General features: G+C 71.7%; 10 protein-coding genes. 6 read left to right on the top strand and 4 right to left on the bottom strand.

Annotation, left to right across the window (positions count from 1 at the left end):
• The first annotated feature begins 142 nt into the window (after positions 1-142).
• From WA805_RS14595 to WA805_RS14585, 3 genes are read left to right on the top strand one after another with little or no spacing between them, the layout of a single operon-like run.
• Positions 143-919, top strand: a complete 777-nt coding sequence (locus WA805_RS14595; protein WP_422272294.1) for an enoyl-CoA hydratase-related protein — start codon at positions 143-145, stop codon at positions 917-919.
• Between the two features lie 4 nt (positions 920-923).
• The gene (locus tag WA805_RS14590; protein WP_425242590.1) at positions 924-2,057 is read left to right on the top strand and encodes an FAD-dependent monooxygenase; all 1,134 of its coding nucleotides are present in this window, start codon (positions 924-926) and stop codon (positions 2,055-2,057) included.
• Complete coding sequence (locus WA805_RS14585) at positions 2,033-3,028, top strand: phosphotransferase family protein (protein ID WP_425242589.1); 996 nt, start codon at positions 2,033-2,035, stop codon at positions 3,026-3,028. The genes WA805_RS14590 and WA805_RS14585 overlap by 25 nt, the downstream gene beginning before the upstream one ends.
• An 83-nt stretch (positions 3,029-3,111) precedes the next feature.
• On the opposite strand, the gene cysS is transcribed toward WA805_RS14585, so the two are convergent.
• Positions 3,112-4,392, bottom strand: a complete 1,281-nt coding sequence (cysS, locus tag WA805_RS14580; RefSeq protein WP_422338575.1) for a cysteine--tRNA ligase — start codon at positions 4,390-4,392, stop codon at positions 3,112-3,114.
• Between the two features lie 264 nt (positions 4,393-4,656).
• Positions 4,657-6,180 carry an MFS transporter gene (locus WA805_RS14575; protein ID WP_425242588.1) on the bottom strand — a complete coding sequence of 508 codons (1,524 nt, stop codon included), beginning with the start codon at positions 6,178-6,180 and terminating at the stop codon, positions 4,657-4,659.
• A gap of 127 nt (positions 6,181-6,307) precedes the next feature.
• On the opposite strand from WA805_RS14575, the gene WA805_RS14570 reads away from it, so the two are divergent.
• Positions 6,308-6,766 (top strand): winged helix-turn-helix transcriptional regulator, encoded by a 459-nt coding sequence (locus tag WA805_RS14570; RefSeq protein ID WP_422272284.1) that lies wholly within the window; start codon positions 6,308-6,310, stop codon positions 6,764-6,766.
• An 11-nt stretch (positions 6,767-6,777) separates the two neighbouring features.
• Here WA805_RS14570 and WA805_RS14565 read toward each other — a convergent pair whose 3' ends face one another.
• Together WA805_RS14565 and WA805_RS14560 are read right to left on the bottom strand one after the other, a co-directional pair.
• Complete coding sequence (locus WA805_RS14565; protein ID WP_425242587.1) at positions 6,778-8,919, bottom strand: sensor histidine kinase; 2,142 nt, start codon at positions 8,917-8,919, stop codon at positions 6,778-6,780.
• A complete protein-coding gene (locus tag WA805_RS14560) occupies positions 8,916-9,392 on the bottom strand; it encodes a hypothetical protein (protein ID WP_425242586.1) in 477 nt (158 codons plus the stop codon). The genes WA805_RS14565 and WA805_RS14560 overlap by 4 nt, the downstream gene beginning before the upstream one ends.
• Positions 9,393-9,561: 169 nt before the next feature.
• Here WA805_RS14560 and WA805_RS14555 point away from each other — a divergent pair, with 169 nt between their 5' ends.
• On the top strand, positions 9,562-11,580 hold the full coding sequence (locus WA805_RS14555; RefSeq protein WP_425242585.1) for an ATP-binding protein: 2,019 nt from the start codon (positions 9,562-9,564) through the stop codon (positions 11,578-11,580).
• The coding region (locus WA805_RS14550) for a response regulator transcription factor (RefSeq protein ID WP_425242584.1) at positions 11,573-11,898 on the top strand (326 nt) is incomplete at its 3' end. The genes WA805_RS14555 and WA805_RS14550, both read left to right, overlap by 8 nt.

Below are 11,898 nucleotides of genomic sequence, written 5' to 3'. Positions count from 1 at the left end.
GCCGAAGCCGGTGACCGTCGCGCCGCGGCCCGCGACTACCAGGCCGCCGGGCATGCCGACCGCGCTGGCCGCCTGCGGCGCGAGGCCCAGGCCATCGAGTCCGCCTTGGACATTACCCCGCCGCGGGACGATGCTTAGGACCATGGAGTTCGAACACATCCTGGTCGAGCGTTCCGGCGATTTCGCCACGGTCACGATGAACCGGCCGCAGCGCCGCAACGCCCTGTCCCGGGAGCACATGCGCGAACTGATCGCGGCCTTCCGTGACCTCGGCGACAGCGACGCCCTGGGCATCGTGCTGGCGGGGAACGGTCCGGTGTTCAGCGCTGGGCACGACTTCGCCCAGGTCGCGGGCGCCGACCTGGCGTCGGTCCGCGCGCTGCTCGCGACCTGCACCGAGCTGATGACGCTGATGCAGCAGGTGCCGCAGCCGGTGGTCGCGCGGGTGCACGGGCTGGCCACCGCGGCCGGCTGCCAGCTGGTCGCGACCGCCGATCTGGCGGTGGCCAGCGAGGACGCCGGGTTCGCGGCGCCTGGCGGGAAGGGCGGCTGGTTCTGCCACACGCCGATGGTGGCGGTCGCCAGGAACGTAGGCCGCAAGCGCGCCATGGAACTCGCGCTGTCCGGTGACGTCATCGACGCCCGCACGGCGCTCGACTGGGGCCTGGTCAACCGGGTCGTACCCGCCGCCCAGCTGGACGACGCGACCCGCGACCTCCTGGAGCGGGTGACCCGCGGCTCCGCGCAGAGCAAGGGCATCGGCAAGCAGGCGCTGTACGCCCAGATCGACCTCGACCAGCCCAAGGCCTACGCCTACGCCGTCGAGGTCATGGCCGCGACCAGCCAGCTCCCCGACGCCCAGGAGGGCATGACAGCGTTCCTGGAAAAGCGCAAGCCGAACTGGCGCCACGGCCGCTAGCCGCATGGGTGGCAGGCTTTCCATCGCCGTGATCGGCGCTGGGATGGGCGGGCTCGCCACGGCCGTCGCGCTGCTCCGGGCCGGCGTCGACGTCACGGTCTACGAACAGGCGCGGAAGTTCGCCAGGCTCGGCGCGGGCATCCAGGTCGGCTGCAACGCGATGCAGGTGCTGCGCGGGCTGGGCCTGGAGCAGCGGATACGCAGCGAGGCGTTCTACCCGCGGTCGTGGAACAACAGGGACTGGCGTACCGGCGAGGTGCGGTACGACCAGATCTTCGGCCCAGCCGCGGAGGCGAAGTACGGCGCGCCCTACCTGCTGGCGCACCGCGGCGACCTGCACGCCACCCTGGCCAGCGCCGTGCCCGGCGAGCGCATCCGGCTGGACCACAAGCTCGCGGGGCTGGACGACAGGGCCGGATCGGTGATGCTCGGCTTCGCCGACGGCAGCACCGCGGTGCACGACGGCGTGGTCGCCGCCGACGGCGTCCACTCGCTCGTCAGACAGCTGCTATTCGGCGCGGAGAAACCCAGCTTCACCGGGCGCATCGCCTACCGCACCACCTTCCCCGCCGCGCTGCTGGGCGGCTACGACATCGGCGAATGCACCAAGTGGTGGGGTGAGGACCGGCACATCGTCATCTACTACGTCAAGCCGGACCGCAGCGAGGTCTACTTCGTCACCAGCCAGCCGGAACCGGGTTTCACCGTCGAGTCGTGGTCGGCCAAGGGCGACATGCCCACGCTGCGCGCGGCGTTCGACGGCTTCCACCCGCAGGTGCAGCACGTCCTGGCGGCCTGCCCGGACGTGCACAAGTGGGCCCTGGCCGACCGCGACCCGCTGCCGCAATGGCAGGACGGCAACGTCACCCTGCTCGGCGACGCGTGCCATCCCATGACGCCGTACATGGCCCAGGGCGCCGCCATGGCCCTGGAGGACGCCGCCGTCCTGTCCCGGCTGCTAGCGGAGGTCAACGACCCGGCCGGCATTCACGGCGCGTTCCGGCGCCTGGAGGCAACCCGCAAGCCCCGCACCTCCCGGGTCCAGCTCACCTCCAGGACCAACACCTGGCTGCGTGAGAAGACCGACGTCGACTGGGTCTACAGCTACAACCCGTGGACCGCCCCGCTGGCGGCCTGATCATGGCCCCGGCCCAGCCTGACAGCGGGCGCCTCACCGGGGATGTGCTGTCCTGGCTGGTCTCACAGGCCTGCGCTGAAGGGGTCGCCGCGAGCAAGAGAAACCTGGGCAGCGGCCGCGCCCGGGAAGTTCACGAGGTGGTGACCGCCTCGGGCGCCAGGCTCGTGATCCGGGGTGAGGCCCACGAAAGCAACGGCCTGGACCAGGAGGCGTGGTTCCTGGCCCGGGCCCGCCAGGCCGGGGTCCCGGTACCCGAGGTCGTGTGGCTCGGGGCCGCGGAAACCCCGGCAGGCCCGAAGACGGTGATGGTACAGACGGCGGTGGCCGGCCGGCCACTGAGCATCATGCTGCCGGTGATGTCAGCCGGTCAGCGCCGGTCCGCAGCCCGCACCTGCGGACAGGTCATCGCCCGGCTGCACTCGGTGCCGGTTGACGGATTCTACCGCCGCCACGCCGACGGGAGCTTCGAGTTCGCCGACAGTGCCGCCTTGCAGGCGGCCGACCTGGCGAACCGGCTCGACAACCTACGCTCGCTGGCCGGGGCGGGGCTGCTGACACAAGCGGAGGTCCGCCGGGCGGAGGGCCTGCTCCCCGAGACGGTGGCGGCGCGCGGCGACGGCCCGGCGGTGCTGTGCCACGGCGAACTGTTCCCTGACCATATCTTCGTCGCCGCGGGCGAGGACGAAGCGGTGACCGTGACCGGGCTGATCGACTTCGGGGATGCGTGCGGCGGCCGCCCGCTGGATGACCTGGCCCTGCTGTGCTGGGAATGGCCCGCGGTAGACCGCGCGGCCCTGGCGGCCGGCTACGGGCCCGCGCCGTTCTGGACCGACCAGGGACGGCGGCTTGCCCGGAGCCAGCTCCGAATCCTCATCGGCTACGCGGCCCATGACCTCCGGGCCGGCCAGCCGGCCGATGCCCAGGGTTACCTGGCCGGGCTCAAAGCCGTGCTCGCCTCCCCGGCCTTGTGAAATTGTGCACAATGCGCTTCCGCGGAAACGCGTTGGTCTTGGCGCCGGCAGGCGACGAACGTGCTCACGCCCACGGTGTCGAGTCACCGGGGAACCAGTAGCGAGGCCCCGCTCTGGTCGTCACGGATTTCCCAGCCGGCGGCCTCGATGTCGGCGCGGATCTTGTCGGCTAGGGCAAAGTCGCGCTTGCGCCGCGCGGCGTCGCGCTGCTCGCTCATCGCGCGCACGTGGGAGGGCGCTTCGGCATGATGAGCGAGCGACGCCAGCCCGAAGATCTCCAAGCCCCGGCTCAGCAGCCGCAGCTGCCGCTCGGATGCCCATCGGTGCATGACCGCCAGCGCCCGGGGCGTGTCGAAGTCGTCTTCGAGCGCGGCCGCGAACTCAGCCCACTGGCTCTCATCGGGGCGAGCCTCCGTCAGCGTGAACGCGTTGCGGAAGGTCTGCGCTCTGGCCACGGCCTGCGCCATCGTGTCGGCTGAGAACTCGATAGGCCGTCGCCAGTGTCCCGTCATCAGGAAAAGCAGGAATGCTTCGGCGCCCCATTCGTCGAGGACCTCTCGGATGGTGGTGACGTTTCCTTCCGATTTAGACATCTTCTCGCCGGTGAACTGAAGCATTCCGTTGTGAGCCCAGATCCGGGCGAAGGATCCGCCCAGTGCCCGTGCCTGGGCGAGCTCGTTCTCGTGATGGGGAAACACCAAGTCGAGGCCGCCGCCGTGGATCTCGAAGGCCTTGCCCAGCAGCGCCTCTGCCAGCACCGTGCACTCGATGTGCCAGCCGGGCCGGCCCTTGCCCCACGGCGAGTCCCAGAACGTGTCCTCCCCGTCCTTGCGGGCCTTCCATAGCGCGAAGTCCCGGGGGTCCTCCTTGGCCGGGTTCGGCAGGCGGTCCTCCGGTTCGAACGTGCGCTGCCGGGACAGGCTCCCGTATCTGTTGTCACCGGAGACCCGGAAGTAGACGTCGCGGTCCGCGGCGTAGGCGGAGCCGTTGGCGATGAGGTTTGCGATGAACTCGATGATCTGGGGGACATGCTCTGTCACGCGGGGCATATGGTCCGGCAGGCCGAGTCCCAGCGCGGAGACGTCCTGCAGGTACCATTCCGCCGCGGCGTTGGCGAGGTCCGCGCTCGCGTTCGGGGCCGCGGCGTAGATCTTGTCATTGATATCGGTGATGTTGTGCACGAAGGTCACGGTCCGGCCGGACGCGCGGAGCCACCGGGTTAGCCACATGCCGAGCACGAACGGGCGCGCGTTGCCCGCGTGCGCCCGCGCGTAGACGGTCGGCCCGCAGAAGTACATGCCGATGCGTCCATCGGGCGGATCGACAGGCATGCGCGTCTTAGTTGCCGTGTCAAACAGGCGCACGTGACCTCCAGACGACGGCTCATTGTAGTGAGAACCGTCCGTGCGCAGCCGACGGTGCCGCTCGGTCAGCGGCCGACGCCCAGGGTTACCTGGCCGGGCTCAAGGCCGTGCTCGCCTCCCCGGCCTTGTGAAATTGTGCACAATGCGCTTCCGCGGAAACGCGGGCGCCAACGCGGCTGACGAGAAGCGGCTAGGCGAGGGAGAACGTTGCCAGCGTCGTCCAACGGGCAGCGGGGACGGTGACGAGCAGGGCGCTTTCCTCGGTCACGGCTCCGAACGTACGGGTTCCTCCGCCGCGGCCGCCACTGGGTTTTCCGCGACCGTGACCGCCGCGCTGGCGCGGGCTCCCCTGGTGCTGCGGACCAGCAGCAGCGACGCCAGGCCGGCGGTGATCGCGATGGCGGCGATCACTACCGTCGCATGCTGGAAGGCCGCCAGCGCGGCGGCGCCGCCTGACGGGTGACCGAGGACCGTAACCAGGATGGCGACGCCGATCACGATGCCGACCTGACGCGCCATCGTGACCACGCCGGATCCCGTCGCGAAGCGGTGCGGCGGGACCGCGGAGACCCCTGCGCTCACGAGAGTGGGCAACGCGAGGCCGACGCCGGTCCCCGTCATCAGCATGCCGGGCAGCATGTGCGCGGGGTAGTCGGGTACCAGCGACAGGTTGAACCGCCAGAACACGCAGCCCGCCGCGTAGATCGCGCAGCCCAGGGCGGCGACCGGGCCGGGGCCGATGCGGCGGGCGAGCGGGCCCGCGCCTATGGCGAAGAAGGGCACGAGCAGCGGGCCAGGGGCGACGCCCAGGCCCGTGCGCAGCGCGGACCAGCCCCAGACATCCTGGCACCAGAGGGTCACCATCAGCAGCATTGCGCCGAACGCGGCGCCGAACACGACGTTCGCGGCGGTCGCCGTCGAGAACGCCGGGAGCCTGAGCAGGTGCGGCTCGATGACCGGCGCGGGGTGCCGGGCGGACCGGCGGATGAACAGCGCGAGCAGGACCGCGGCCACCGCGATCGAGCCCAGTACCCGGGCCGACGTCCAGCCCCACTCGTCGGACTTGACCAGGGCAAGGGCGAGCGCGCCGATAGCGATCGTGAACAGCGCGGCGCCCACGGTGTCCGGACGGACAGTGTCGGCTGTGTCGGCGCTAGCGCGCTTCTTGCTGTTATCAGCGCGCGGCAGCACGCGCAGGCTGGCCAGCAGCGCGACGGCCGCGATCGGGACGTTCACCAGGAAGACCCAGCGCCAGTTCGCGGCGACCAGTGCGCCGCCGAGCACCGGACCCAGCGCGGCCGCCGCTCCCCCGACCGAGGTCCAGCCGCGGATCGCGCCGGTGCGCTTGTCTGGCGGCGCCGCCGCCAGCAGCAGGCCAAGGGAGGCCGGCATCAGCAGCGCGCCGCCGGCCGCCTGGACGATCCGCGCGACGACGAGCAGCCAGACGTCCGGCGCCAGCGCACACGCGGCGGAGGCGAGCGCGAAAACGATGACGCCGGCCAGGAACGCGGTGCGCCGGCCGATCAGGTCGGCCGCCCGCCCCGCCGGGACGAGCAGCGCCGCGAACACGATCGCGTAGGCGTTCAGCACCCAGGACAGCGATGCGAGGTCCGCGCCGCCGAATGTCCTGCCGATCGACGGCAACGCCACGTTGACGATGAACAGATCCAGGTTCACCATCGCGATGCCGGCCGTGACGACGGCGAACACCGCCGCGAAGCGCGCTGTCCCCTGAGCGCCAACGGTGTTGCTGTTGGCCGCGCTGGTGTCGATCACGCCGTCGGTCACGCGTTCCTCCCGTAGCCACGGCGCGCACCACGTGTCAGCATCAGCGCGCCAGCATTACCGAGTTTGAAAACCCAACCGAAGCCTAACCTGAGTGAGTTTGATTCCGCAACCGAGTATGCTTGTCGGTATGCGCGAGGATCTGCCCGGCCGTCCCTGCTCGGTAGCGGCCGCCCTGAACGTGGTCGGCGAGAAGTGGGCGCTGCTCGCGATCCGCGAGATCGCCTTCGGCAACAAGCGGTTCGACGCGATCGCCCGCAACACCGGCGCGCCCCGCGACCGGCTGGCCGTCCGGCTGCGCGCGCTCGAGGCCGCCGGCGTGATCGCCCGCATCCAGTACAGCGACCACCCGCCGCGCCACGAATACGAGCTCACCCAGGCGGGCCGGGAACTCCGCACCGTCCTCCAGGCGCTGCGCGCCTGGGGAGACAAGTGGGCGGTCGACAGCCCGCCTTCGGTGTTCGGCCACTCGTGCGGGCACGACCTGGACCCGGCGTTCGTCTGCCGCCACTGCGGGCAGGAGGTCAACCCCGATGACCTCTCCCTAACCGTGGTCGCTCCAGGCTGGACCCGCGAGGGCCCTTCCTGACCGCAGCGAGCCTAGACCGGCAGGCGGCCGTGGATGGTCGTGCCCGTGCCTGGCGCCGAGCGGACCCGGAGGCTGCCGCCGACCGCGGCGACACGGTCGGCCATGCCCTGCAGGCCCGTGCCGACCGTGGCCGTCACGGCGTCGAAGCCGACTCCGTCGTCCGCGACCGTGAACTCGAGATGACCGTCCGGGCAGGCCAGTTCGATGGAGGCCCGAGAGGCCCGCGCGTACTTGGCGACGTTCTGCAAGGCCTCGAGGATGCAGAAGTAGGCAGTGGCCTCCGTGTCCCGGCGATAGCGCCCGATGCCGTCTGCCTCGACTAGCACCGGGACCGGAACCCGGTCGGCATGCGCCCGCAGCGCGGCGCGCAGTCCCTGCTCGGCCAGGAGCGGCGGGTAGATGCCGCGGGCGAGCGCACGCAGGTCCTCAAGCGCGGCGCGCAGGCCGTCCTTGAGCTGGACCGCCAGGTGCTTAACCTCACCGGGGTCCTCAGCGGAGTCCTCCAGCAGCCTGAGCAGGATGCTGAGCGCGACAAGCTGCTGCTGGGCGCCGTCGTGCAGGTTCCGCTCGATCCGGTGGCGTTCCTCGTCCTGAGCCCGCACCAGCCGCTGACGCGATGCCGTCAGGTCGTCGATGGTGGCCCGCAGTTCGGCGGTGAGCCGCAAGTTGCGTAGCACCAGGCCCGTCTGTGACGCCAGGTGCGCCAGCAGGCTCTCCTCGGCAGCCGACACCGGCTCGTCCGGCGGCTTGACCACCGTGAGCGCGCCGAGCAGCTCGTTCCCGTGCCGGACGGCGACGGCCCGGGTCGCTTCGAAGTCCGGCAGCGCTCCGTCAGCCAGCGGCACGGGTTCGGTCGCGGCGGATCCGGCTGGCCAGGTCGCCTGGGGGCGCAACTGGTCACCGACGCGGATCCAGACCGTGAGCCCGGTGGCGCCCGTCGCCCCCGCGAGCAGCGCGGCCATCCGGTCCAGCGTCGCCGTGGCGTCCGGCTGGCCGGCCATGTCCTGGGCGAAGTCAGCGAGCACCTGGTAGGGCGTCGCCCGCCGCCCGTAGACGAAGCGGTTGGCCAGCCGCTGGGCCCGGTCGCGGGCCGGCTGGAACAGCACGGCGATCGCGACAGCCGCCGCGACGGTGAGCAGCGGGCCGCCGACGTAGCCGGCCAGCGTCCCGATGCCGACGACGATGACAGCGTAGACGGCGGTGAGGGCCGCCAGGAGCAGGCCGTACTTCACCGCCTTGTTGATGATGACGTCGATCTGGTACAGCCGGTACTTCAGGATCGCCAGCGTGACGACGGCAGGCACCACGGCAAGCGGGACGGCCGCCGATACCGCGTCAGAGGCGATGACAAGCGGGCCGTTGTCCGGGCCGCCAGTGGCCGTGTCCCTGAGCGGGCCGAGTAGCTGGGCGACGAGCATTACCGCCAGCGCGAATGCCAGCCACTTCACCTGCTGCCGCACATCGGGACCGCCCCTGCGGAAGCGCGTCACCAGCGCGACGACCACGATGGCAAGCAGCGGCAGGGACGCCAGGGCAAGCGCGGTGAGCGTGCCGAGGAGCACGCCGGACCACACCGGGCCGAGCGAGGCTACGCCGAGCGGGTTGGGAAATAGGACCGACCCACCGGGGGCCGGGATGCGCACCAGCCGGGGTACGATCGCGAACCCCGTCATCTCGAGCACGGCAACCACGGCGACGACCCAGGCCGCCGGCCGCCACCGCGAAGACGGGAGCTGTCCGTCGGGGAAGAGCAGGAACGTGCCGATGAGGGTGATGAAGAGCGGCACGAAGACCCACTCGGCGAACAACCCGACCAGCGTGGCCGCGGGCAGCGTGCCGGGACGCCGGATGCCCGCCACCCCGTACCCGTTGGCGAGACTCTCAAGGGCGATCAGTGCCCCGAGGCCGAGCATCAGCCACCCGATCCGGTTCGCGGCCCGCCGGACGATGAGCACCCCTAGGGTGGCGTAATACACGCCGGCCAGCGACTCCGCCAGGTTGCCAATGAGGTCGCCCCTGGCTATGTTCCCCCGCACGAGCACGGTCAGCACGCACCCGGCCGTCGCCGCAAGGGCGGTGACCAGCCACGTTGTCGTGAGAGTCCGGGAAGCGACCGCGGAGAGCCGCGGCCGGCCACCCGGCGGCTCGCTCACCGAAGGTCCTGCACCGCGGCTCGGCGCCGGACTAGCGCGACGCCGTACAGGTAGCCGGCGACCACCAGCGCGAGCAGCCCGTCGAGGGCGTGCAGCCCGCCCCACACCGGGCTGTCGTCGCCGAGCCCGGCCAGCAGGCTCTGCAGGACCGCGGTCTGCAGCACCAGCACCGCCACCAGGACGACCTGGCGGCCGCCCGGCCAGGCGACAAGTGCGAGCACCAGGATGAGGATCGCGATGCCCGCCATCGCGAACCCCAGCGCGCGGTGGGGATCCAGGGCCGCGTCGCCGGCCGGGTCATCGAGGCCGTACGCGTGCAGGTGGAAGACCCCGAGCCCGGCGAGGAAGATCTGCACCACCCCGGCCACTAGGAAGAGCAGCAAGAGCCACCGGTACCCGGCGCCGGCGCCGCGGCGCAGCGCGCTGCCTGACGTGCTCGCAGCGTGGCCGACGATGATCTGGTTCTCTGTCATGTCCCTCGACGCCTTTCCCCCGGGCGGTATCGGTCTGCTGCGAGACGCTATGGCGCGGCATGTCCGACCGGTATCCGGCTGCCGGCCGGACCGGGGTGAGGCTGGCCGCAAGTCGCGGGTGCGGCCAGCTTCCTTCCCAGCAGGTCAGCGCGGGGGTCACACTGTGCGTATGCGGGCTGTCTGCGTGTTTCTCGCGATCGTCGGCGGTTGCGCCCTGGTCGCGGAGGCATGGATGGGGCTGGCCACCGGGCACCTCGACGAGGCTGGCTTCGTGCTGGCCGGCCCGGCGCCGCTCTATGCCGCCGGGCTCATCGGCGTTGTCCGGGGGCCGGGTCGCCGCGTCGCATTCTGGCTGCTCGCGGGCGGAGCGCTGTTCGCGGTGGGCGACTGCCTCGCCGGCGCCGTCACCGACCTGCCGGCGGTGGCCGACTCCTCGGTCGCGTGGCTCGTGCTGCTGATCGCAGAGTGCACGTCGAACCTGTCGGTGGTCACCGGGATCGGGCTGATCGGGCTGTTCCCGACCGGCGTCCCGCAGAGCCGCGGGGAACGCGCGGTGCTGCGTACCACCGCCGTGGCAGCCGTGCTGATACCGGTCGCGCTGATGGCCTCGAGCCAGACACCCCCGGCGAGCCTTTACCAGGCGGCGGAGCCCGGCACTGTCAGCCCGCTGTTCACTTCGGCGTTGAGCCCGGCGAAACCGGCCCTGGCCGCGCTGCAGTTCACTTTTTCCGCGTGGGTCTTCCTCGGGCTGGTCCTGCTGTACCTGCGGTACCGGCGGTCGGCGGCGGCGGACCGCCGCCGCATCCGCTGGATGCTGGTCGGCACGGGGAGCGCGCTGCTCGTCTTCGTCGCGAACGCCGTCGTGGCGACCTTCGGCTCGGGAGCTGCCGCGACGGTAGCCGTCTGGGTGCTCTGGGTGCTTGGACTGCTGCTGGTGTTCGCATCGCTGGCAGTGGCGCTGTCCGACGACGGAATCGTCGGCATCGACCGCGCCGCCCGCCGGTCGGCCATCTACCGCATGCTGTGGCTGATGATCGCCGTGGTCTACGTCGCGGCGGCCGCCGCGCTCGGCACCCTCGCCAGCCGCTACCTGGCGGTCGGCGTCGCGATGCTGCTGGCCGCCGGCGCCGCCCTGGCGTTCCAGCCGGTGCAGCGCAGGCTGGAACGGCTGGCCGACCGGTGGGTGTTCGGGAAGCGGCTCGACGGCTACGCGGTGATCACCCGGTTCGGCGCGCTGCTCGAGACGTCGCCAGGCGCGGCGGACCTGCTGCCCCAGCTCGCTGACGCGATACGCCAGGGACTCGCCCTGGAGTGGGTGCGCGTGCGCCTCGGCGCCGAGACCGCGACCGCCGGGCTCGTTCCCGGCACGACCGCTGTCCCGGCCTATGTGGCGCCGCTGGTTCACGCGGGCAGCACGCTCGGCCGGATCGAGTGCGGCCCGCGGCGCGACGGCCCGTTGCTCGACGAGGACCACCGCCTGCTGGCGCAACTGGCCGGCCAGGCCGCGACGGCCGTGAGCAACCTGCGACTGACAGCGGAACTGACCGCCTCCAGGGCCAGGATCGCGCACGCCCAGGACGCCGAGCGGCAGCGCATCCAGCGGGACCTGCACGACGGCGCCCAGCAGGACGTCGTGGCGCTGACGGCCAAGCTGGCGCTGGCGCGGGAACGGCTGCGCCGCGGCGACCCCCGTACCGACGAGCCGCTGGCCGAGCTCCAGCGGGACCTCGGCGACCTGCTCGCCACCTTGCGCGAGTTCGCGCACGCCATCCATCCGCCGGTCCTCTCCGACCAGGGGCTGCTCGAGGCGATCGAGGCACAGGCTGCCAGACTGCCGCTCGAGGTGGTGATCGAGGCCGACCCGGCGCTGCGCGGCGTCCGCTACCCCGCGCACATCGAGACGACCACCTGGTACGTGGTGGCGGAGGCGCTGACCAACGCGGTCAAGCACGCGCGGGCGGAACGGGTGCTCGTCGCGCTCACGCAGCCAGACGGGCACCTGGCCGTCGAGGTGCGCGACGACGGCTGCGGTTTCGATCCCGGGTCGGTGCGCGGACTCGGGCTGGCCGGCCTCACCGACCGGATCTCGATCGTGCGCGGGGCGCTGCGCATCGACAGCGAGCCCGGCAGGGGAACCACGCTGCACGCCGAGATCCCGCTTTCCGGGCCGGGCGCCGACCATGGCTGAGCCGCGCCCCATGAAGGAGCCGCTGCGCATCGTCATCGCCGACGACAACTACCTGGTCAGGGAGGGCACCCGGCGGCTGCTCGAGGACTCGGGGCAAGTGACCGTGCTCGCCGCCGTCGGCTCAGCGGCCGAACTGCTCGACGCGGTGCGCCGGGCCCGGCCCGGCGCGGTCCTGACGGACATCCGGATGCCGCCCGCGGGAGCCGCGGTCGGCGGGGCCGACGACGCGGTCAGGCCAGCGATGGAAGGCATCGACGCGGCGCACGCGATCAGGGCGACCGATCCAGACATCGGAGTGGTGGTCCTGTCGCAGTACGC

Source organism: Trebonia sp., from assembly GCF_049794275.1.
Taxonomy (GTDB): Bacteria; Actinomycetota; Actinomycetes; order Streptosporangiales; family Streptosporangiaceae; genus Trebonia.
This window is presented reverse-complemented; position numbering and strand designations above follow the sequence as displayed.

What these genes read in the sequence shown, in the direction of transcription:
- WA805_RS14595 (WP_422272294.1), top strand. Translation starts at nt 143, where the DNA reads ATGGAGTTCGAACACATCCTGGTCGAGCGTTCCGGCGATTTCGCCACG.
- WA805_RS14590 (WP_425242590.1), top strand. Translation starts at nt 924, where the DNA reads ATGGGTGGCAGGCTTTCCATCGCCGTGATCGGCGCTGGGATGGGCGGG.
- WA805_RS14570 (WP_422272284.1), top strand. Translation starts at nt 6,308, where the DNA reads ATGCGCGAGGATCTGCCCGGCCGTCCCTGCTCGGTAGCGGCCGCCCTG.
- WA805_RS14560 (WP_425242586.1), bottom strand. Translation starts at nt 9,392, where the DNA reads ATGACAGAGAACCAGATCATCGTCGGCCACGCTGCGAGCACGTCAGGC.
- WA805_RS14555 (WP_425242585.1), top strand. Translation starts at nt 9,562, where the DNA reads ATGCGGGCTGTCTGCGTGTTTCTCGCGATCGTCGGCGGTTGCGCCCTG.